The sequence below is a fragment of the Pseudomonas sp. WJP1 genome, from assembly GCF_028471945.1.
Classification (GTDB): domain Bacteria; phylum Pseudomonadota; class Gammaproteobacteria; order Pseudomonadales; family Pseudomonadaceae; genus Aquipseudomonas.
Genome location: NZ_CP110128.1, coordinates 867,376 through 889,468, shown reverse-complemented (window position 1 = coordinate 889,468; position 22,093 = coordinate 867,376). Strand labels below are relative to the sequence as shown.

The 22,093-nt window shown below is 61.0% G+C and carries 20 protein-coding genes; 6 read left to right on the top strand and 14 right to left on the bottom strand.

Features of this window, described 5'->3' with window-relative positions; genetic code table 11:
- Positions 1 to 2: 2 nt before the first annotated feature.
- Together rapZ and OH720_RS03935 are read left to right on the top strand one after the other, a co-directional pair.
- Positions 3 to 860: an RNase adapter RapZ gene (gene rapZ, locus OH720_RS03940; protein WP_008054363.1), complete on the top strand. Its 858-nt coding sequence runs from the start codon at positions 3 to 5 to the stop codon at positions 858 to 860.
- Positions 861 to 875: 15 nt separating this feature from the next.
- Entirely contained in the window at positions 876 to 1,151 is a 276-nt protein-coding gene (locus tag OH720_RS03935; protein ID WP_272604633.1) for an HPr family phosphocarrier protein, read from the top strand.
- A 50-nt stretch (positions 1,152 to 1,201) separates the two neighbouring features.
- On the opposite strand, the gene OH720_RS03930 is transcribed toward OH720_RS03935, so the two are convergent.
- From OH720_RS03930 to pmbA, 6 genes are all read right to left on the bottom strand, one after another.
- Positions 1,202 to 2,095 (bottom strand): ZIP family metal transporter, encoded by an 894-nt coding sequence (locus OH720_RS03930; RefSeq protein ID WP_272604632.1) that lies wholly within the window; start codon positions 2,093 to 2,095, stop codon positions 1,202 to 1,204.
- 30 nt (positions 2,096 to 2,125) lie between these two features.
- Entirely contained in the window at positions 2,126 to 2,737 is a 612-nt protein-coding gene (locus OH720_RS03925; protein WP_272604631.1) for a superoxide dismutase, read from the bottom strand.
- 2 nt (positions 2,738 to 2,739) lie between these two features.
- The gene (locus OH720_RS03920; RefSeq protein ID WP_272604630.1) at positions 2,740 to 3,180 is read right to left on the bottom strand and encodes a hypothetical protein; all 441 of its coding nucleotides are present in this window, start codon (positions 3,178 to 3,180) and stop codon (positions 2,740 to 2,742) included.
- 27 nt (positions 3,181 to 3,207) lie between these two features.
- A complete protein-coding gene (locus OH720_RS03915; protein WP_272604629.1) occupies positions 3,208 to 4,584 on the bottom strand; it encodes a class II fumarate hydratase in 1,377 nt (458 codons plus the stop codon).
- Complete coding sequence (locus OH720_RS03910; RefSeq protein ID WP_272604628.1) at positions 4,565 to 4,972, bottom strand: FagA protein; 408 nt, start codon at positions 4,970 to 4,972, stop codon at positions 4,565 to 4,567. The genes OH720_RS03915 and OH720_RS03910 overlap by 20 nt, the downstream gene beginning before the upstream one ends.
- A gap of 249 nt (positions 4,973 to 5,221) precedes the next feature.
- On the bottom strand, positions 5,222 to 6,568 hold the full coding sequence (gene pmbA, locus OH720_RS03905; RefSeq protein WP_272604627.1) for a metalloprotease PmbA: 1,347 nt from the start codon (positions 6,566 to 6,568) through the stop codon (positions 5,222 to 5,224).
- 108 nt (positions 6,569 to 6,676) lie between these two features.
- Between pmbA and yjgA the strand changes: the two genes are divergently transcribed.
- Positions 6,677 to 7,201: a ribosome biogenesis factor YjgA gene (gene yjgA, locus OH720_RS03900; RefSeq protein WP_008054354.1), complete on the top strand. Its 525-nt coding sequence runs from the start codon at positions 6,677 to 6,679 to the stop codon at positions 7,199 to 7,201.
- A gap of 47 nt (positions 7,202 to 7,248) precedes the next feature.
- On the opposite strand, the gene tldD is transcribed toward yjgA, so the two are convergent.
- From tldD to mreB, 8 genes are all read right to left on the bottom strand, one after another.
- The gene (gene tldD, locus OH720_RS03895; RefSeq protein ID WP_008054353.1) at positions 7,249 to 8,691 is read right to left on the bottom strand and encodes a metalloprotease TldD; all 1,443 of its coding nucleotides are present in this window, start codon (positions 8,689 to 8,691) and stop codon (positions 7,249 to 7,251) included.
- A gap of 18 nt (positions 8,692 to 8,709) precedes the next feature.
- On the bottom strand, positions 8,710 to 9,558 hold the full coding sequence (locus tag OH720_RS03890; protein WP_272604626.1) for a carbon-nitrogen hydrolase family protein: 849 nt from the start codon (positions 9,556 to 9,558) through the stop codon (positions 8,710 to 8,712).
- Positions 9,559 to 9,743: 185 nt separating this feature from the next.
- Positions 9,744 to 13,547, bottom strand: a complete 3,804-nt coding sequence (locus tag OH720_RS03885) for a YhdP family protein (protein WP_272604625.1) — start codon at positions 13,545 to 13,547, stop codon at positions 9,744 to 9,746.
- A gap of 75 nt (positions 13,548 to 13,622) precedes the next feature.
- Positions 13,623 to 15,080, bottom strand: coding sequence for a ribonuclease G (gene rng, locus OH720_RS03880; RefSeq protein ID WP_272604624.1), 1,458 nt, complete (start codon positions 15,078 to 15,080; stop codon positions 13,623 to 13,625).
- A gap of 48 nt (positions 15,081 to 15,128) precedes the next feature.
- Positions 15,129 to 15,725 carry a Maf family protein gene (locus OH720_RS03875; protein ID WP_272604623.1) on the bottom strand — a complete coding sequence of 199 codons (597 nt, stop codon included), beginning with the start codon at positions 15,723 to 15,725 and terminating at the stop codon, positions 15,129 to 15,131.
- A gap of 32 nt (positions 15,726 to 15,757) precedes the next feature.
- Positions 15,758 to 16,249, bottom strand: coding sequence for a rod shape-determining protein MreD (gene mreD / locus OH720_RS03870; protein ID WP_008054347.1), 492 nt, complete (start codon positions 16,247 to 16,249; stop codon positions 15,758 to 15,760).
- Positions 16,249 to 17,334, bottom strand: coding sequence for a rod shape-determining protein MreC (gene mreC / locus OH720_RS03865; RefSeq protein ID WP_272604622.1), 1,086 nt, complete (start codon positions 17,332 to 17,334; stop codon positions 16,249 to 16,251). The genes mreD and mreC overlap by 1 nt, the downstream gene beginning before the upstream one ends.
- Before the next feature lie 178 nt (positions 17,335 to 17,512).
- Complete coding sequence (mreB, locus tag OH720_RS03860) at positions 17,513 to 18,550, bottom strand: rod shape-determining protein MreB (RefSeq protein ID WP_002555108.1); 1,038 nt, start codon at positions 18,548 to 18,550, stop codon at positions 17,513 to 17,515.
- Positions 18,551 to 18,761: 211 nt separating this feature from the next.
- On the opposite strand from mreB, the gene gatC reads away from it, so the two are divergent.
- The 3 genes from gatC to gatB are packed head-to-tail and all read left to right on the top strand — an operon-like array spanning position 18,762 to position 21,973.
- Positions 18,762 to 19,049 carry an Asp-tRNA(Asn)/Glu-tRNA(Gln) amidotransferase subunit GatC gene (gene gatC / locus OH720_RS03855; RefSeq protein ID WP_008054345.1) on the top strand — a complete coding sequence of 96 codons (288 nt, stop codon included), beginning with the start codon at positions 18,762 to 18,764 and terminating at the stop codon, positions 19,047 to 19,049.
- Positions 19,050 to 19,065: 16 nt separating this feature from the next.
- Entirely contained in the window at positions 19,066 to 20,517 is a 1,452-nt protein-coding gene (gene gatA / locus OH720_RS03850; RefSeq protein ID WP_272604621.1) for an Asp-tRNA(Asn)/Glu-tRNA(Gln) amidotransferase subunit GatA, read from the top strand.
- Between the two features lie 10 nt (positions 20,518 to 20,527).
- Positions 20,528 to 21,973 (top strand): Asp-tRNA(Asn)/Glu-tRNA(Gln) amidotransferase subunit GatB, encoded by a 1,446-nt coding sequence (gene gatB / locus OH720_RS03845; RefSeq protein WP_272604620.1) that lies wholly within the window; start codon positions 20,528 to 20,530, stop codon positions 21,971 to 21,973.
- Positions 21,974 to 22,093 lie beyond the last annotated feature (120 nt).

Sequence of the window (22,093 nt, the reverse complement as noted above, 5' to 3'; positions counted from 1 at the left end):
TCATGCGCTTGATCATAGTCAGCGGTCGTTCCGGCTCAGGTAAAAGCACTGCCCTCGACGTCCTCGAGGACAACGGCTACTACTGCATTGACAACCTGCCTGCCGGTTTGCTGCCCGAACTGGCCGAGCGAGCGCTGATCCACACCGAGCTGGCACAACCGCTGGTTGCCGTATCCATCGATGCTCGCAACCTGCCGAGCCACCTGTCGCGGTTCCCCGAGTTGCTGGCCGAAGTTCGCAGTCGCCACATCCAGTGCGATGTCCTGTATCTGGATGCCGACGAGGAAACCCTGCTCAAACGTTTCTCGGAAACCCGTCGGCGGCACCCGCTGAGCAATGCCAACCGCTCACTGGCTGAAGCGATCAACGACGAGACCACCCTGCTTGGACCGATTGCCGACCTTGCCGATCTCAAGATCAACACCACCAGCCTGAATTTGTATCAACTGCGCGATACCCTCAAGCTGCGCCTGCTGAACCAGCCGGAACCCGGTACGGCATTCCTCGTGGAATCGTTCGGGTTCAAGCGCGGCATGCCGGTCGACGCCGACCTGGTATTCGACGTGCGCTGCCTGCCCAATCCTTACTGGAAGCCGGAACTGCGCGAGCAGTCAGGGCTCGACCAACCGGTGGCCGAATACCTGGCGGCGCAACCCGATGTCGAGGAAATGTTCCAGGACATTTCTACTTATTTACTCAAATGGCTGCCACGCTTTGCCGCCAGCAACCGTGCCTATGTCACCATTGCAATTGGCTGCACCGGCGGCCATCACCGCTCCGTCTACCTGACTGAACGTCTTGGCCAGGTCCTGCAGCAATCCCTGAAGAATGTCCAGGTTCGCCACCGCGACCTCAGCTAAAGGATTCACATCGCGATGCCTGCTCTGGAAATCGAAATCATCAACAAGCTGGGCCTGCATGCCCGCGCTTCGGCAAAATTCGTTGGGGTCGCCGGTCAATTCAAGGATTGCACGATCAGGGTGGGACGCACGCCAGAAACCACCGTCGATGGTAAAAGCATCATGGCGATGATGATGCTGGCCGCCGGCAAGGGCACCAGGATTCATCTGAGTACCGAAGGCGAGCAGGAACAGGAAGCGCTGGATGCGCTGGTGACGTTGATCAACAACTACTTCGACGAAGGCGAGTAAAGGTCAAAAGATCGTCCGCAGGCTCGGGCCTCATTCGGACGATCTTTTTCTCAGCCCAACGCCGTATCCATCACCATCATCAAACAAAACCCGATCAGCAACCCAAGGCTGGCCAGCTTGTCGTGACCATGCCGTCGCGACTCGGGAATGACTTCGTGGGTGACCACCAACAGCATCGCCCCCGCCGCCAGCGCCAAACCCAAAGGCAACAACAGTTCAGCCAGGCTCACCAGCCACGCGCACAACAGCGCGAACACCGGCTCAACCAACCCTGACGCTGCACCAATCAAAAAAGCCTTGAAACGCGACATCCCTGCCCCGGCCAGGACCAACGCGATCACCAACCCTTCCGGCACATCCTGCAAGGCAATGCCCATTGCCAGGCTGTCGGCATCAGGCATACCACCACCGGCCGACACGCCGACCGCCATGCCTTCAGGGATGTTATGGGCAATGATTGCAAACACGAACAGCCAGATCCGTGGCGGGATCACCGGATGCTCCACGGAGCCGATGAGCATTTCTGGTGAAGCTCCCGAGACCTTGCGATCCACCAGGAACAAAGCGAGCGCGCCGAGCATGATGCCGAAACAGATCAGGCTGCTGGCTGCCCACGGCGTCATGCCGAGGTTTTCTGCCGCGGCAATGCCCGGCACGATCAACGAAAACGCTGTCGCCGCGAGCATCACGCCAGCACCAAAGCCCAGCAGGGTATCGCTGAGTGCCAGGGGCATACGCCGGATCACCAGCACCGGTACGGCCCCGAGCGCGGTACCCAGGGCGCAGATCGCACCGCCCTGCAACGCCCGCGATAGCCGCGGCTCCAGATCCAGCCACGCCAGCCCGTGTGCAACCAGCAAGCTCGTGCCCGCCAGCAGTAGCAGCGATCCAAATGCGTAACGAAACATTCGTCCACTTCCGATCGCCAGTGTTTCAGTGCCCATAATCAGCCTTGGGTTGTTTTTATTGAACACTCAGGCCAGTGCAGCTTGATAGCGCGCAGCAACTTCTGGCCAATTGATCACGTTGTAGAACGCGCCGATGTATTCCGGACGGCGGTTCTGATAGCGCAGGTAGTAAGCGTGCTCCCACACATCCAGGCCGAGGATCGGCATATTGCCATTCATCAACGGACTGTCCTGGTTAGCACTGCTTTCCACCACCAGGGTCTTCTGCGGTGTAACGCTCAGCCAGGCCCAGCCACTGCCGAAACGGCTCAGCGCAGCCTTGGTGAAAGCCTCCTTGAAACTGTCGAAGCCACCCAGTTGCTCGTCGATGGCCCGGGCCAGCGTGCCTTCGGGCTTGCCGCCGCCGTGGGGCGCCATGACCTCCCAGAACAGTGAATGGTTGGCGTGGCCGCCACCCTGATTGATCACTGCCGCACGGAGCTTCTCAGGCAGTTGCTGTACGGCGGCCACCAGCCTTTCCACTGGCCACTCGGCGAACTCGGTGCCCTCGACAGCAGCGTTCAGGTTGTTGATATAGGTCTGATGGTGCTTGGTGTAGTGAATCTCCATGGTCTGCGCATCGATGTGCGGTTCCAGGGCGTCGTAGGCATACGGCAAGGTAGGCAGGGCAAAAGCCATGTTCAGTGGACTCCATGAGGGTGAGGCGAAGGGCGTTGCGAGGGTGAAGCAGCATCGATGTGCAGCAAACGATGGGTGCGTGGGTATTCACCGTGTTCGCTGATGAAATTCAGCAGCTCGACGTAGGTCTTGTTGCTCTGGCGCAGTGCGGCTTCGCGCAGGGCTGGCGTCAGTCGCGGGTCCTGCATGGCTTGCAATAGACGCTGGTGGATGGCGCACAGGTACTCGGCGCTCTCCTCCGGCTGATTCAGGCGCAGATGCAGGTCCGCCAGGTTGTGATGGGAAATCACGCAGGCCGCCACCGCTTCATCGGCATTTCCCCAGCGCTCGAAAAGCACCTGGGCCAGGGCCAATGCCTGCAAGTAAGCCTCGCGGGCATCAACCAGCTCACCCAACATGAAATAGCGATTTGCCCTTTCGATCGTGCGTTTCCAGTGCTCCATGGTGAGCCTCCAAAGCGGTGGTAGTGTTTACACGCCGCCAGCGGTGAGTTTTTCCGGGTTGAGCAACTCTTCCAGCTGGCTACGCGACAGGTCCGTGTGCTCCAGCGCGACATCGATCACCGGGCGGCCCTGCTGATAGGCCTTCTTGGCGATTTCAGCGGCTTTCTGGTAGCCAATGATCGGGTTGAGTGCGGTCACCAGGATCGGGTTGCGCGACAGCGCTTGCTTGATCCGGTCTTCATTGACCCTGAAACTGGCAATTGCCTTTTCACCCAGCAGCCGGCTGGAGTTGGCCAGCAATTCGATACTGCTCAGCAGGTTCTGGGCGACGATTGGCAGCATCACGTTGAGCTCGAAATTGCCCGACTGACCGGCGATGGTGATCACCGTGTCGTTGCCGATCACCTGGGCGGCGACCATGGCGGTGGCCTCCGGGATCACCGGGTTGACCTTGCCGGGCATGATCGAAGACCCCGGTTGCAAGGCTTCGAGCTCTATCTCACCCAGGCCGGCCAAGGGGCCGGAGTTCATCCAGCGCAGGTCGTTGGCAATTTTCATCAGCGAAACCGCGGTGGCCTTGAGCTGGCCGGATACGGCAACGGCAGTGTCCTGGGACCCGATCAAGGCAAACAGATCCACCCCTGGGGTGAATTGCACCTGGGTCAGCTTGCTCAGCTGTTGGCTGAAGCGCTCAGCGAATTCGGGATGCGCATTGACGCCAGTGCCCACTGCCGTGCCGCCCTGGGCCAGGGATTGCAGGCTTGGCAGCAGATTCTGCAAATGGCCGATGTTGGCCTTGAGCTGTTGCGCCCAACCATTAAGTACCTGGCTCATGCGCACCGGCATGGCATCCATCAGGTGGGTGCGACCGGTCTTGACGTGGTGATGCACCTCTTGCGCCTTGCTCTCGATCACCTGTACCAGCTCGGTCAGGGCTGGCAACAACTGCTCGTGCAAGGCCAGCGCGGCACTGACATGGATAGTGGTCGGGATGATGTCGTTGCTGCTTTGGCCGCAGTTGACGTGATCGTTGGGATTCACCGGCTCGCCGAGCAGGCGGCTGGCCAGGGTGGCGATCACTTCATTGGCATTCATGTTGGAACTGGTGCCGGAACCGGTCTGGAAAACATCCACCGGGAAATGCTGCATGAAATCACCTTCGAGCAGGCCTTGCGCCGCCAGGGCGATAGCGTTGCCCTGGGACTCACTGATCTGCTTGAGCTCGATGTTGGCCCGGGCAGCGGCAGCCTTGGCCAGGATCAGCGCGCGAATGAACTGCACCGGCATCGGCTTGCCGCTGATCGGGAAATTATCCACCGCACGCTGGGTCTGTGCGCCGTAGAGGGCGTCTTGCGGGACCTGAAGCTCGCCCATGCTGTCGCGCTCAATACGTGTCTTGGTCATCTGAATATCCTTGCACCAGTTCAGTTAAGGGAATCGAAGGCTGCAACTCGCAGGTCGCCAATTGCCAGGTGTAGCTCTGCCAGCGTTTGAGGCGGCATTTGCACAGAGAGAGGCGCTCGAGTTCGCGCAGCGGGCGCCAGGCCTGGTCGAGGCAGTAAGTGCGCCAGTGCCAGGGCAGCGCGACATCGGCGGCGGTGTCGAGCAACAAACGGAAGGAAGTTTCAGCGACAGTCCAGGGTGAGGTCGCCGTGCAACAGGCCAGATACCGGCCTTCGGCCAGGTAATGGTCGATCAGGCGCGGTTCGTCAGGATTCAACGCGCAACGGATCTGGCGACTCATCCAGCGCCAGCTTTCGAGGTAGGGCTGCTCGTGCAAGGCAGAACTCATGATCCGGGGCTCATTCGGTAATGAGATTTATTATTAGATGATAATGAGAACCAAAACAAGTGCAGACTCTGGCGCACACTCAATGTGGGAGCGGGCTTGCTCGCGAATACGGTGTGTCAGCCGATGCATAGGGTGGCTGACACTCCGCATTCGCGAGCAAGCCCGCTCCCACAGGGGGCTCGGTGTAAAGCGCATAAAAAAAGGCGCACCACCCGATGGGTGGCGCGCCTTTGGGTGTAACGGCGAGGCTTAGCTACCCGCCACCGTCATCCGCTCGATCAACACCGAGCCCGTGCGAATGTTGCTGCGCAGTTCCAGGTCATTACCCACGGCGACGATCTGCTTGAACATGTCACGCATGTTGCCGGCGATGGTCACTTCCTGGACCGCGAACTGGATTTCACCGTTCTCGACCCAGTAACCCGCCGCGCCACGGGAGTAATCACCGGTGACCATGTTCAGGCCCTGGCCCATCAATTCGGTGACCAGCAGTCCGCGCCCCATGCGACGCAGCAAAGCAGCCTGATCCTCATCGCCATGGGTGACGAACAGGTTGTGCACACCACCCGCATTGGCGGTGCTAGGCATGCCAAGCTTGCGACCTGAGTAGGTGCCGAGAATGTAAGACACCAGCTCGCCTTTTTCGACGAAAGGTTTGGCGTAGGTGGCCAGGCCATCGCCATCGAACGCCGCGCTGCCCAGGGCTCGCATCAGATGCGGACGTTCGTCGATGGTAAGCCATTCCGGGAACAGCTTCTGCCCCAGCGTGCCTTCGAGGAAGGAGGATTTACGGTACAAGCTGCCACCGGAAATCGCCGAGAGGAAGCTGCCGAACAAGCCGCCGGCCAGCTCCGCGGAAAACAGCACCGGCACTTCGCAGGTCGGCACCGGACGCGCGCCCAGGCGGCTCGCTGCCCGTTGCGCAGCACGTTGGCCGATGCTCACCGGGTCAGCCAGCAGATTGCCCTGGCGGTTCACGTCGTACCAGTAATCGCGCTGCATCTGGCCATCGGCCTCGGCGATCATCACGCAACTCAAGCTGTGCCGGGTCGACGCATAACCGCCGATAAACCCGTGGCTGTTACCATAGACGCGGCAGCCCTGATGCGTGCTCAGGGTGGTGCCATCGGCATTCTTGATCCGGCTGTCGGCGGCAAACGCCGCGGCCTCACAGGTCAGCGCCTGCTCGATCGCTTGCTCCGGGGAGATGTCCCATTGATGGAACAGGTCGAAGTCCTGCACATCTCTGGCCATCAGCGCGGCATCTGCCAGACCCGAGGCTTCGTCTTCCGAGGTGTGCTTGGCGATAGCCAAGGCAGCGGCAACGGTTTCACGAATTGCCTCCGGCCCACTGGCCGAGGTGCTGGCCGAGCCCTTGCGCTGACCGACGTACAAGGTGATGCCAAAACCCTGGTCGCGGTTGAATTCGACGGTTTCGACTTCACGCTGGCGAACCGTGGTCGACAGGCCCTGCTCCAGGGATACCGCCACTTCACAGGCACTGGCGCCCTGTCGCTTGGCTTCAGCGATGATCTGCTCGACTTGTTCTTGCAGTGCCGGCAACGCTTGTGGGCCGACGCTTTCAACTGCACTCATGCTGTTCTCCACTCAAATTCTGCTTTCGGTAACGGTCATCGAGCGACCGGGCCGGACAAGCGGCCCCCGACTGGTTATCATGGCGGCGTTTCTTTGCGGACGGCCACCATGGTTGATTCTTACGACGACTCCCTCGATACGGGAGAAAAAAGCAAATCCCAGGTCAAACGCGAGCTGCATGCTCTGGTTGACCTCGGCGAGCGCCTTACAACGCTCAAGCCTGACTTGCTGGCAAAACTGCCCTTGACCGACGCCTTGCGCCGGGCTCTGGCCGATGCGCCCAAGCACACCGCGAACATCGCGCGTAAACGGCACCTTCAGTTCATCGGCAAACTGATGCGCGATCAGGACACTGACGCCATTCTGGTTTTGCTCGATCAACTCGATGCCTCCACTCGCCAGTACAACGAACGTTTCCATAACCTGGAGCGTTGGCGCGATCGCCTGATCGCCGGCGACGATGCCGTACTGGAAAAATTCGTCGTCGACTACCCGGACGCGGACCGCCAGCAATTGCGCTCCCTGATCCGTCAGGCCCAGCACGAGGTTGCGCAAAACAAGCCTCCTGCTTCGAGCCGTAAAATCTTCAAGTACATCCGTGAGCTGGACGAGACTCAACGCGGTCTGCGTTGAATCCCGGACCGGGTGAGTCGCCACGCGACTCACCCACAGCTCCATCCTTACGAGCCCGTGCCACCCACGGTGATCGCATCAATCTTCAGCGTTGGCTGGCCGACACCCACCGGCACCGACTGCCCATCCTTGCCACACGTCCCCACACCACTATCCAGTGCCAGGTCGTTGCCGACCATCGACACCTTGCTCATGGCCTCCGGACCGTTGCCGATCAACGTCGCACCTTTGACCGGGGCGGTGATCTTGCCGTCTTCGATCAGGTACGCCTCGCTGGTGGAGAACACGAACTTGCCGCTGGTGATGTCCACCTGACCGCCGCCGAGGTTGGCGCAGTAGATGCCGCGCTTCACCGAGGCGATGATCTCCGCCGGGTCGCTTTCGCCGGCGAGCATGTAGGTATTGGTCATGCGCGGCATCGGCAGGTGCGCGTAGGATTCACGACGGCCGTTTCCGGTGCGGGCCACGCCCATCAGGCGGGCGTTGAGCTTGTCCTGCATGTAGCCCTTGAGCACGCCGTTTTCAATCAGCGTCGTGCACTCGGTCGGCGTGCCTTCGTCATCGACGCTCAAGGAGCCACGGCGACCGGCCAGGGTGCCATCATCGACGATGGTGCACAGCTTGGACGCGACCATCTCACCCATGCGCCCGCTGTACGCCGAGCTGCCCTTGCGGTTGAAGTCGCCTTCCAGGCCGTGGCCGACCGCTTCGTGCAGCAGCACGCCCGACCAGCCGGAACCCAGTACTACCGGCAAGGTACCGGCCGGCGCCGGAATGGCTTCCAGATTGACCAGTGCCTGGCGCAACGCTTCACGGGCATAGCCCATGGCGCGGTCTTCCGCGAGGAAATAACGGTAATCGGTACGCCCGCCACCGCCGTGGCCGCCGCGCTCGCGACGGCCGTTCTGTTCGACGATCACACTGACGTTGAAACGTACCAGTGGCCGTACATCCGCCGCCAGGCCGCCATCGGTGGACGCCACCAGAATCCGCTCCCAGACACCGGCCATGCTCACAGTGACTTGCTGGATACGCGGATCGAGGGCGCGCGTGGCGGCATCGATGCGCTTGAGCAGATCGACTTTCTCGGCGCGGGTCAGCACTTCCAGCGGATTATCCGGCCCGTATAACTGCGCGACATCCTGGGTGGTGAACGCTTGTACGGTGCCATTCTGCCCAGCCCGGGAGATCGAACGGGCGGCACGGGCCGCCGCGCCGAGGGCTTCCAGGGTGATGGCATTGCTGTAGGCAAATCCGGTCTTCTCCCCGGATTGCGCGCGAACGCCAACCCCTTGGTCGAGGTTGAAGCTGCCTTCCTTGACGATGCCGTCTTCCAGCGCCCAGGACTCGGAAATCTGCCCCTGGAAATACAGGTCGGCGGCATCGATGCCGGGGCCGGCCAGGTCGCCGAGCACACCCTGCAGGCTTTCGATCGTTACGCCACCGGGTGCCAGGAGGTGTTCACTGACTGAGGACAACAACTCGCTCATATGCTTTACGCCTTAAATTCATCGTTCTGAGGCAGGCCGCTGGGCGCCCTGCGAGAAAAAGCGCCGGTGACTGGACACCGGCATCCGCGCCCGGATGGACGCCTGTTCGCTGCTATCGCGTTCGGCCAGCAGCACGGCCTCGCCTTGATCCTGTTGCGCCAGCACCCGCCCCCATGGGTCGACAATTGCCGCATGGCCCCAGGTTTCCCGTGGCCCTGGATGCGTTCCACCCTGGGCGGCCGCAAGCACATAACACTGGGTTTCTATGGCTCGCGCACGAATCAGCACGTCCCAGTGCGCGGCGCCGGTCACGGCGGTAAAAGCCGACGGTGCGGTAATCAGTTCCGCGCCGGCAGCCCGTAATTCACTGTAGAGCTCCGGGAAGCGCAAGTCATAACAAACCGTCAGGCCGACTCGCCCCACCGGTGTGTCCGCAACCACCACACCACTGCCATAAGCATAGTCATCGGATTCGCGATAACGGCCGCGATTGTCCGCCACGTCCACGTCAAACAGGTGCAGCTTGTCGTAGCGAGCGACCGTTTCACCCTGATCATCGACCAGCAACGAACAGGCGTGCACCTTGGCCGTCGGTTGATCCACCGGCGGCAACGGCAAGGTGCCGGCCACTATCCATAACTTGAGGTCGCGGGCCGTCTGTTTCAACCAGGGCAGGATCGGGCCTTCGCCCAATGCCTCGGCGCGGCCGATGTCGGCGATGTCGCGCCGGCCCATGGCGGCGAAGTTTTCCGGCAGCACGGCCAATTTCGCACCGCCTGCAGCCGCTTGTTCCAGCAACTGACGCGCCCGGGCCAGATTGGTCGGTACGTCGCTCTGGCTGACCATTTGAATTACCGCTACAGACATGGCCTTTCCTATATCTGGAAATCAACACATTCCTGTAGGAGCGAGGCTTGCCCGCGAACCAGACACCGCGGTGTTTCAGCTATACCGCGTCATCGTTCTTCGCCGGCAAGCCTGGCTCCTACAGAGATTAGCGTCGGAGCATGGGAACGTGAGGCCATGCTACTCCATAGGTCTGGAGGATGGCGTCAAAAAGCCTTGTCGAAGGTGATTTTCGGCTCTTTCCACGGTCCCTTGACGTTGTACTTCACGCTGGCAAAACGCGACACACGGTCACCGATCAACTTGTCGATCAGGAACAGCGCCCCGCCGATCGCCGGCGCGCCGACAATCAGCGCGGCAATGGGCAGGTTGTTGGTCACCGGCAAGGTCACCAGCAGTTTCGCATCGATCTGATCGGCCACCATGTTCAGGGTGCCATCGAGCTCGATGGTGCTGGACGGGCCAGTCAGGCGGATTGGCTCGCGGGTCACGTACACGCCGTTGATCGCCACCAGGAGGCCCTTGACCCGGTCATAGCTCATGCCTTTGCCGAACAGGTCGGAGAAGTCCAGGCGCAAGCGGCGGCCAATGGAGTTGAAGTTGAGCAGGCCGAACACCCGCAACGCTTGGGCACTGCCTTCAACCTCGACAAACTGGCCTTCCTTGAGCGAGGCATCGAGGGTGCCGGAGAAACGCTTGGTCGCCAGCCATGCCGGCGAGCCGGGCCAGCGGCCGTCGACATCCATGTGGAATTCCTGGCTGGTGACGCTCGGCGCAAAGCCCCAGCCCTTGAGTACATCCGCCAGGTTCTTGCCGCTGATCCGCCCCTTGTACCAGCTGGTGCTGGCGCCGGGCGCCCCTTCCCAACCGCCGCTGCCTTGTAACAGGATGCCCTTGAGGCCCAGGTCCAGCGAGTTGAGCGCAATGCCCTTGGCGGTCGGACGCACCTTCAACGACCAGGCGCCGACCAGATCGTTGCCCTGGTACAACTGGTTGATGGTGATATCCAGCGCAGGGATATTTTTCGGGTCTACCGAGGCCAGTGGATCCGGCGAGTTTTCGTCGGCCAAAACCTTTGGGTCAGGTGCCGGCAGCCGCACGGTTTGCAGGTTGATCACCATCGGCGCGGCCTTGGCATCGGGGATGCTGGCAGCGCCCTTGACCTGCTGGCTGTCGAGTTGCAAGGCCCATGCGGACGGTTTGCGCGTCAACTGCACCGCTGCCTGGTCCAGCGTGGTGCCGAAGGCGCTGAGCTTGCCGACCTTGATGTCCGCACCACTGAGCAACTGCTTGGCATTGCCGCCGGGGTCTTGGCCGGCATATTTGCTCACCAGATCCTGCCACGGGCCGACATCCAGTTCCGACAGCACGCCACGAATGCGCAGGCCCTTGGCCCCGGGCAGCACGGCATTGCCATTGCCGAGGAACAATTCGCCGCGGCCGTTGGCAAAATTGCCGGTCGGTGCGGCAAACGTGAAGTTCGCCAATTCACCGTAATTCACCCAGTAGCGCCGTTCCGGTCCCTGCAAGGTCATGCGGAACGTCGTATCACGCCCCACGTCGGCAGCCATCCCGAAGGGCGCCGGCAAATCAACCGTAACGCCCTTGAGATTGGAATTCACCATCAACTGGCTATCGGCGCCATCCAGGGTCAGTTGCAGTTGATACGGGATCACGCCGCTCACCGGCAACGGCTGGGTCACGCTTAGCCAGTCCGTGAGTTTCTTGACTTCGACCTGCCCGGAAGCGGTGACCCGGGTGTTGAGCTTGCCCTCGCGACCCTCGGCGAAAATCTGCGCAGTCACAGGTTTATCGAAGGCGCGTGCACTGATGTTCTGCCCGCTCAACCCTTTGCTGCTGTCGAAACGGAAGTCACCCTTGAGCTGAGTCAGCTCGAGGGGGGGCTCGGGCAGTTTCAGGCGGGCCTTTGCCGTCTTGAAGTCAACCAGGATCTTCGGCTGCTCGCCCTTGGCCAGCGGGATATCAAGCTTCAGCTTGCCTTGCAGATCGCCCTCGCCTTCCCAGCCAGCGAAAGTCTCGGCTGTGCCGATCGGCGCTTCTTTGAGAATTTTCAGACCGTCGCCCAATCCGCCGGCGAACGCGCCATCGAGAAACAGGTGACTGTTGTGCCCGGCAGGCACGTGGGGAATATTGACGTAGATGTCGCGGACCTGGGTGTCGAGCAATTGCCCCTTGCTGGCCAGGATCCGCACGCCACTGTCTTCGACGAACACGTCACCCGTGACTTTGCTGACATGCGGCCAGCCAGGCTGAAACGCCAGCTCGGCGTCGTGGACCTTGAAAAACAGGCTGATGCTGCGGGCGGTTTCCTCCGCGCCATGGTTCAAGGAGCCTTGGTACTGGAAGAACCCCTCATCCACGGCACCCTTGAGAATCGCCGTTCGCAGCCATTCGTCCAGCGCCGGGCTGAGGACGGTCGGCAGGTATTTGGCGGTGTAGCGACCGTCGCCGTCCACCAGACCGACCCGCAGGTCCATGTAGTCTTCCTGTGTCTCATCGAAAAACAGGCGGATAAGGAAGTCGCCGGCAATCTTGCCTTCCTCGCCCAGTACCTTCAGGTACGGTGCGATCAAGGTGAAACTTTCCTTGTCGAGCTTCCAGGTCAAGGTCGCGTTGGCCTGGATGTATTGCCATGGTTTGGCGAAAATCGGGTCCAGGTGCAACATGAAATCCTTGCTGTCCATGCGCAACTCGCCATGGCCAAGGTCGCCGCTGATGCTGCCCGTGACATTTCGTGCTGCAGGGGCGCCGTGATACGCGTCAAAGCCGACGCTATCGAGGTTGGCCGCGAAGCTCAACCGGCTGTCGTCGGTGGCATTGGGCTTCACGTCGATCAGTACGTTGCGCAACCCACCGGTGACCTTGAGCCGCTCGACCACCGTGGCAACACCTTCCGGCAATGGCGCCAAGGCATTGAGCAAGGGCGTGAGTGGTGTCAGGTCGAGTCGGTCGGCTTGCAGGTGCCAGAGATTTTGCGTCCGGTCCACAGCCTCGGTCTGCTTGAACTGCAGACGCGATTCCCAACGGGTCTCACCAAGGTTCATGGCCAGGGAGTCAACCGTTACCAGCATGCCCTCGACGCTGCGCTGGAAATAAGCGTTAAGCGCCAGGTTGTTGATCTGGATAGGCTTGCGCTCGGCATAGGCACCTTTGAATTGCGGCGCATTCAAACGCACGGCGCCGCTTTGCAAGGCGCCCTTGCCCCAGGTTGCCCACAGCTCGCCACCGGCCTTGATCTCGGAGAAATTCCATTGCTGGGTCAGGGTTTCGGGCAACCATTTCGACCAGTCGCTCTGCGGCAAGCTCACATAGACTTGCGCTTCGCCATCCTTCCACTGGCTGGCACGAATACGGGTACGCACACTCAAGGCCAATGGCTGGCCATCGGGCAGGGTCAAGCGGGCATCGAATCGCTGGCGGGATGCGCCGGTTTTCAGCGTCGCGCCGACGTACGTCAGGGTCAGCGGCGATTCTCCCCAGGGCTGCAAAGTGACCTGGCTGTCGAGCACTGACAGCTGCTGGATCATTTGCATGCGATTAAGCAACTGCTCAGGGTCCAGGGGCTGATCGTCCTTGACCGGCAAACCCTCCAGACTCCACGCGCCATCATCGCCTTGCTTGAGGCTGATCTTCAGGCCATTGAGCTCCAGATTGGCGATGCGCACGTCGCGTGCAAGCAGACTGGCCCAAATGTCCGGGACAGCCCGTACGTTTTCCAGATGCAGGGCGTTGGCACCCTCGCCCACAGTCACATCGTGAGCCGACAAGATGGGCGCGAAATCACTCCAGCTGCCTTTCAACTCGCCGATTTGCAGGGGCATGCCCAAGGCTTCGCTGGCCTTGGTTTCGACTTCGGCACGGTACTCGGCCACCAACGGCGCCAGTTCCCGGCCAAGGCTGACGTACAACGCCATCACCACCAAAACCAACGCGCACAGGCCTAGACCCCAGCGGGTCAGTGCGGCCACTATGCGTGTCAGACGCTCCATGTCAGTTGGCTCCCATGGCAAAAGTTCTGCAGAAAGCTGAGGCCAGCCGTTCAGGAAAATTCAGGACGTAGCAGTTCAGAGCAGCACGACGTCGTATTGTTCCTGGGAATACATGGTTTCGACCTGGAACCTGATGGTGCGCCCGATAAACCCTTCAAGTTCGGCGACGTTACCCGACTCTTCATCGAGCAGGCGGTCGACGACTCGCTGGTTCGCCAATACACGATAGCCTTCCGCTTGATAGGCGCGAGCCTCACGCAGGATTTCGCGGAAGATTTCGTAGCAAATGGTTTCGGGAGTCTTCAGCTTGCCACGCCCCTGGCAACTGGTGCACGGCTCGCACAGTACCTGTTCGAGGCTTTCTCGGGTGCGCTTGCGGGTCATCTGCACCAGGCCCAACTCGGTGATACCGATAATGTTGGTCTTGGCGTGATCGCGCTCCAGTTGCTTCTCGAGCGTGCGCAGCACCTGGCGCTGGTGTTCTTCGTCTTCCATGTCGATGAAGTCGATGATGATGATCCCGCCCAGGTTGCGTAGTCGCAATTGGCGAGCGATGGCGGTGGCGGCTTCGAGGTTGGTCTTGAAGATGGTTTCTTCAAGGTTGCGATGCCCGACGAATGCCCCGGTGTTGACGTCGATGGTGCTCATGGCTTCCGCCGGGTCGACCACCAGGTAACCGCCAGACTTCAACGGGACTTTGCGCTCGAGGGCCTTCTGGATTTCATCCTCGACACCGTACAGGTCGAAAATCGGCCGCTCGCCCGGATAATGTTCCAGACGATCGGCTATCTCCGGCATCAATTCGGCGACGAACTGCGTGGTTTTCTGGAAGGTTTCCCGGGAGTCGATGCGGATTTTCTCGATCTTCGGGCTCACAAGATCCCGTAGCGTGCGCAGCGCCAGGCCGAGGTCTTCATAGATCACACTCGGTGCGCTGATGGTTTTGATCTGCTCGCTGATCTGGTCCCATAGCCTGCGCAGATAGCGGATGTCCATGAGGATTTCATCGGCCCCGGCGCCTTCGGCCGCCGTGCGCAGGATGAACCCGCCCGCTTCCTTGATACCTTCTTTGGCCACGCAATCGGTGACCACTTGCTTGAGGCGTTCGCGCTCGGCTTCGTCTTCGATTTTCAGCGAAATACCGACGTGAGCGGTGCGCGGCATGTACACCAGATAACGCGAAGGGATCGAAAGCTGCGTCGTCAGGCGCGCACCTTTGGAGCCGATGGGGTCCTTGGTGACTTGCACCACCAGGCTCTGGCCTTCGTGCACCAGCGCACTGATGCTCTCGACTGCCGGACCTTCACGCAAGGAGATTTCCGATGCATGAATGAACGCGGCGCGGTCCAGGCCGATATCGACGAACGCCGCCTGCATGCCGGGTAATACCCGCACGACCTTGCCTTTGTAGATGTTGCCGACGATCCCGCGCTTTTGCGTGCGCTCCACATGAACTTCTTGCAGGACACCGTTTTCGACCACCGCCACGCGCGATTCCATCGGCGTGATGTTGATCAGGATCTCTTCACTCATGGCAGGGTCTCGTTCAGGCATGTTCACGATAATGGCCAGCTACGACGCTTAGTGCGCGTTATTGGGTTGCCAACAGGGTATGCCGAAATGGCCGAGCAGTTGCGCGGTTTCGCACAGCGGCAGTCCAACCACCGCCGAGTAACTTCCAGTGAGCCCGGCGACAAACACCGCGCCCAATCCTTGAATGCCATAGCCACCGGCCTTGTCCCGGGGTTCGCCGCTGGCCCAGTAGGCCGCCGCTTCTTCAGCGCTGATCTCACGAAAACGTACGCCACTTGTGACCACCAAAGATTCGCAACGCTCACCGTCGAGCAGCGCAATCGCGGTCAGGACCTGATGCTCACGCCCCGACAACATCTTCAGCATGGCGCACGCGTCGTCTTCATCAACTGGTTTGCCAAGAATTTTTCCGCCGAGCACCACGGCGGTATCTGCACCGAGCACGCAGCAGGATGTTTCAGACGAGACGGCGCTGCGTCCGGCCTCGGCCTTGCCGCGCGCCAGGCGCTCGACATAGGCCGACGGGGATTCGTGAGTCAAAGGGGTTTCATCGATTTCCGCACTGATGGCGGTGAATGGCACGCCGATCTGCGTGAGCAGTTCACGTCGACGCGGTGAGCCAGAGGCGAGGTACAACCGTTTCATCAAGACCTCTCCCTGTCTAATGCCTGAGCGAATTAATTGATTTTGTAGCGTCGACGCAATCCGCGCAAACCGAAGCTGACCCAAGGCCAGAGCAACGCGCTGACCAGTGCGGGCAACACCAGTGCCAGGGTTGGCTGACGGTTGCCGGTCAGGGCACTGAGCCATAGCTGTACCAGCTGGGCGAGGCCGAAGATCACCAGGATCACCAGGCTCTGCTGCCACATCGGGAACATTCGCAGGCGTTGTTGCAGCGCCAGCACCAGGTAGGTGATGAGCGTCAGGATCAATGCATTCTGGCCCAGCAGCGTGCCGTACAGCACGTCCTCGGCCAGGCCCAGGCACCAGGCGGTGACCATCCCGACTTTCTGCGGCAGTGCCAGCGCCCAGAACGCCAGCAGCAAGGCCAGCCACAGCGGGCGCAGGATTTCCATGAATTGCGGCAGCGGCGATACGCTGAGCAACATGCCGACGGCGAAAGTCAGCCAGACGATCCAGCCGTTTCGGGAAGCAGTAACACCGACCATTATTCTCGTCCCCCAGTGGTAGCCGGCGCGGAGACTGGCGGTTTGGCAGCAGGCTTGACGACAGCGGGCTGCGCCGCCGGTGGCTTGGCGGGTGCCGTCGCGGTAGGTTTGGCGGCAGGTTTGGCCGGGGTCGTGGCAGCCGGCGCGGCCGCTGCTGGAGTCGCCGGAGCAGCGGGAGCCGCAACAGCCGCCGGTACAACTGCCGGCCTCGGCACGGTTGCCGGAATGATCGGCCCACCGCCCTGCGCATCCAGGCTTTCCTGGGCCTGGGCCGCATCGTTGGCGCGTTCTTCGGCCGTGCGGGTGTCGCTGAACACCAGCAGCAGGTATCGGCTGCGGTTCAAGGCGGCGGTCGGAACGGCGCGAACAATGGCGAACGGCTGACCGGAATCGTGGATCACTTCCTTGACCGTCGCCACCGGGTAACCCGCCGGGAAGCGCTGGCCGAGGCCGGAACTGACCAACAGGTCGCCTTCCTTGATATCGGCGGTATCGGCCACGTGGCGCAGCTCAAGGCGCTCCGGGTTGCCGGTGCCGCTGGCAATGGCGCGCAGGCCGTTGCGGTTGACCTGCACCGGAATGCTGTGGGTGGAGTCGGTCAGCAACAGGACCCGGGAGGTGTAGGGCATCAACTCGACCACCTGGCCCATCAGGCCACGGGCATCGAGTACCGGCTGACCGAGCACCACGCCGTCGCGCTCACCCTTGTTGATGATGATGCGATGGGTGAACGGGTTGGGGTCCATGCCGATCAATTCGGCCACTTCGACCTTTTCGTTGACCAGCGCCGACGAGTTGAGCAACTCACGCAGCCGAACGTTCTGTTCGGTGAGGGAGGCAAGCTTTTGCATACGCCCCTGCAACAGCAGGTTTTCGCTCTTGAGCTTTTCGTTTTCGGCGACCAGTTCGGTGCGGCTGCCAAACTGGCTGGCCACACCCTGCCATAGCCGCTGCGGCAGGTCGGTGATCCAGTAAGACTGCATCAGCACCAGCGACATCTGGCTACGCACTGGCTTGAGCAGTGTGAAGCGGGCATCGACCACCATCAGCGCGACCGATAGCACGACCAGCACCAACAAGCGCACGCCCAGTGAGGGACCCTTGGTGAAAAGCGGTTTAATAAGCCGCTCCTCCCAGGCAAATGTTCTCTTTATTCATACGGCATCAAACCGGCCTGGATGCAGACGACAGAAGATAAACGCGAACAGGCAGCACTGCAAAGTGCCGCCTGCGCGCTCAACAGCATGGAGGCGATCCGACGACTTATTCGCTGGAGAGCAGGTCCATGGTGTGTTTATCCATCATTTCCAATGCACGGCCACCGCCGCGAGCAACGCAGGTCAACGGGTCTTCGGCGACGATCACCGGCAGGCCGGTTTCCTGGGCCAGCAGCTTGTCGAGGTCACGCAGCAAGGCGCCACCACCGGTCAACACCAGGCCACGCTCGGCGATATCGGAAGCCAGTTCCGGCGGCGATTGCTCCAGCGCGCTCTTCACGGCCTGAACGATGGTTGCCAGGGACTCTTGCAGAGCTTCCAGCACTTCGTTGGAGTTCAGGGTGAATGCGCGCGGAACGCCTTCGGCCAGGTTGCGGCCACGAACGTCGACTTCGCGGACTTCGCCGCCCGGGTAGGCGGTACCGATTTCCTGCTTGATGCGCTCGGCAGTGGACTCACCGATCAGGCTGCCGTAGTTGCGACGCACGTAAGTGATGATCGCTTCGTCGAAACGGTCGCCACCCACCCGAACGGATTCGGCGTAGACCACACCGTTCAGGGAGATCAGCGCGATTTCGGTGGTACCGCCACCGATATCCACAACCATCGAACCGCGGGCTTCTTCAACCGGCAGGCCGGCACCGATCGCAGCAGCCATCGGCTCTTCGATCAGGAACACTTCACGGGCACCGGCACCGAGGGCCGATTCACGGATGGCGCGACGCTCAACCTGGGTGGATTTGCACGGAACGCAGATCAACACGCGAGGGCTAGGCTGCAGGAAGCTGTTTTCATGAACCTTGTTGATAAAATACTGCAGCATCTTTTCGCAGACGCTGAAGTCGGCGATCACGCCGTCTTTCATCGGACGAATGGCAGCAATGTTGCCCGGCGTACGGCCCAACATGCGCTTCGCTTCGGTGCCGACAGCAACGACACTTTTCTGGTTACCGTGCGTCCGAATGGCCACAACCGATGGCTCATTCAGGACGATACCGCGCTCACGCACGTAAATAAGGGTGTTGGCAGTGCCCAGGTCGATGGAAAGATCGCTGGAAAACATGCCACGCAGTTTCTTGAACATGGGAAAGGGACCCTAGGCAACGCGTGGGTAAAAAAGTGCGGCAAACTCTAACAACGACAGGGATTTTGGGCAAGGCGCCAATATGTTAAATTGGCCGCTTTTCTGTGCACCAAGCCCCACAATCGCGGCCATATGACCGTAGAAGTGCGGTAGTGTTCCGACAATCTAACACACGGACGCCGTCCGTCTTGTTTTCCACTGGAGAATCCCAATGGCGCTTGAACGCTCCGACGTGGAAAAAATCGCTCATCTGGCCTGCCTTGGCCTCAATGATGCCGATCTTCCACACATTACTTCGGCCCTCAACAGCATTCTCGGGCTGGTCGACGAAATGCAGGCGGTCAATACCGATGGTATCGAGCCGCTCGCCCACCCACTGGAAGCCAGCCAGCGCCTGCGTGCAGACGTCGTGACCGAGAGCAACAATCGCGAGGCCTACCAGTCCATCGCACCAGCGGTCGAAAACGGCCTGTACCTGGTTCCGAAAGTCATCGACTAAAGGGAAAGAGCCTGCAATGCATCAATTGACTCTGGCCGAGATCGCCCGCGGACTCGCCGATAAAAAGTTTTCCTCCGAAGAGCTGACCAAAGCCCTGCTGGCGCGCATCGCCCAGCTCGACCCGCAGCTCAACAGCTTCATCAGCCTCACCGAAGAGCTTGCGCTCACGCAGGCGAAAGCCGCTGACGCACGCCGCGCCAATGGTGAGAACGGCGCGTTGCTGGGTGCGCCGATCGCCCACAAGGACCTGTTCTGCACCCAGGGCATCCGCACCAGCTGCGGCTCGAAGATGCTCGACAACTTCAAGGCGCCGTACGACGCCACCGTCGTCGCCAAGCTGGCCGCTGCCGGGGCCGTGACCCTGGGCAAGACCAACATGGACGAATTCGCCATGGGCTCGGCCAACGAGTCGAGCTACTACGGCGCGGTGAAAAACCCGTGGAACCTGGAACATGTTCCGGGTGGTTCGTCCGGCGGCTCCGCTGCTGCGGTAGCCGCACGCCTGCTGCCAGCCGCCACCGGTACCGACACCGGCGGTTCGATCCGCCAGCCAGCGGCGCTGACCAACCTCACCGGCCTGAAACCGACGTACGGTCGCGTTTCGCGCTGGGGCATGATCGCTTACGCCTCCAGCCTCGATCAGGGCGGCCCTCTGGCTCGCACCGCCGAAGACTGCGCAATATTGTTGCAAGGTATGGCTGGCTTCGATCCGAACGACTCCACCAGCATCGACGAACCCGTGCCGGACTACAGCGCCAGCCTGAACGGTTCGCTGCAGGGCCTGCGCATCGGCGTGCCTAAAGAGTACTTCAGCGCCGGTCTTGACCCGCGCATCGCCGACCTGGTCATGGCCAGCGTCGAAGAGCTGAAAAAGCTCGGCGCCGTGATCAAGGAAATCAGCCTGCCGAACATGCAGCATGCGATTCCTGCGTACTACGTGATCGCCCCGGCGGAAGCCTCTTCCAACCTGTCGCGTTTCGATGGCGTGCGTTTCGGCTATCGCTGTGAAGACCCGAAAAACCTCGAAGACCTGTACAAGCGCTCCCGTGGCGAAGGTTTCGGAACGGAAGTGCAGCGCCGGATCATGGTCGGTGCCTACGCCCTGTCCGCCGGTTACTACGACGCCTACTACCTGAAGGCGCAGAAGATTCGTCGCTTGATCAAGAACGACTTCATGGCGGCCTTCAATGAGGTCGACATCATTCTCGGCCCAACCACGCCAAACCCGGCCTGGAAGCTCGGCGCCAAGAACAGCGACCCGGTCGCCGCCTACCTGGAAGACGTCTACACCATCACCGCCAACCTCGCCGGCCTGCCAGGCCTGTCGATGCCGGCCGGTTTTGTCGACGGCCTGCCGGTCGGCGTGCAACTGCTCGCTCCGTATTTCCAGGAAGGTCGCCTGTTGAACGTTGCCCACCAGTATCAGTTAAACACTGACTGGCACACCCGCACCCCAACCGGCTTCTGAGGAGACACACATGCAATGGGAAGTCGTGATCGGGCTGGAGATTCACACCCAGCTCACCACCCGGTCGAAAATCTTTTCCGGTAGTTCCACCACCTTCGGTTCCGAACCGAACACCCAGGCCAGCCTGGTAGACCTGGGCATGCCCGGCGTACTGCCGGTGCTGAACCAGGAAGCGGTGCGCATGGCGGTGATGTTCGGCCTGGCGATTGACGCCGAGATCGGCCAGCACAACGTGTTCGCCCGTAAAAACTACTTCTACCCGGACCTGCCCAAGGGCTACCAGATCAGCCAGATGGAATTGCCGATCGTCGGTAAGGGCCACCTGGACATCGCCCTGGAAGACGGCACGGTCAAGCGCGTCGGCATTACCCGCGCGCACCTGGAAGAAGACGCCGGCAAGAGCCTGCACGAAGAATTCAGCGGCGCCAGCGGCATCGACCTGAACCGTGCCGGCACGCCGTTGCTGGAAATCGTTTCCGAGCCGGACATGCGCAGCGCCAAGGAAGCCGTGGCTTACGTCAAGGCGATCCACGCCCTGGTGCGCTACCTGGGCATCTGCGACGGCAACATGGCCGAAGGTTCGCTACGTTGCGACTGCAACGTGTCGATCCGTCCAAAGGGCCAGGTCGAGTTCGGCACCCGCTGCGAGATCAAGAACGTCAACTCGTTCCGCTTTATCGAGAAGGCGATCAACAGCGAAATCCAACGCCAGATCGAGCTGATCGAAGACGGCGGCAAGGTGATCCAGCAGACCCGCCTGTACGATCCGAACAAGGACGAAACCCGTCCGATGCGCAGCAAGGAGGAAGCCAACGACTACCGTTACTTCCCCGATCCGGACCTGCTGCCTGTCGTGATCGAAAACTCGTTCCTCGACGACGTGCGCGCCACCCTGCCGGAATTGCCACCGCAGAAACGCGAGCGTTTCCAGGAGCAGTTCGGTCTGTCGGTCTATGACGCCAGCGTGCTGGCCACCAGCCGCGAGCAAGCCGATTACTTCGAGAAGGTTGCGAGCATCGGCGGCGACGCCAAGCTGGCGGCGAACTGGGTGATGGTCGAGTTGGGCAGCCTGCTCAACAAGCAAGGCCTGGACATCGAGCAGTCGCCGGTTTCCGCAGAGCTTCTGGGCGGCATGCTACTGCGCATCAAGGACAACACCATCTCTGGCAAAATCGCCAAGGTGGTGTTCGAAGCCATGGCCAACGGCGAAGGCAGCGCGGACGAGATCATCGAAAAGCGCGGCCTCAAGCAAGTGACCGACACCGGCGCGATCTCGGCGGTGCTGGACGAAATGCTCGCAGCCAATGCCGAGCAGGTCGAGCAATACCGCGCGGCAGACGAAGCCAAACGCGGCAAGATGTTCGGTTTCTTCGTCGGCCAGGCCATGAAAGCCTCCAAAGGCAAGGCCAACCCGCAACAGGTCAACGAACTGCTGAAAAGCAAGCTCGAAGGCTGACCGGAGTGGAGCCAGCATTCAAACCTGGCTCAAATCCCTGTGGGAGCGAGCCTGCTCGCGATAGCGGTCCGGCACTCAACACAAAGTTGACTGTCAGAATGCCAATCGCGAGCAGGCTCG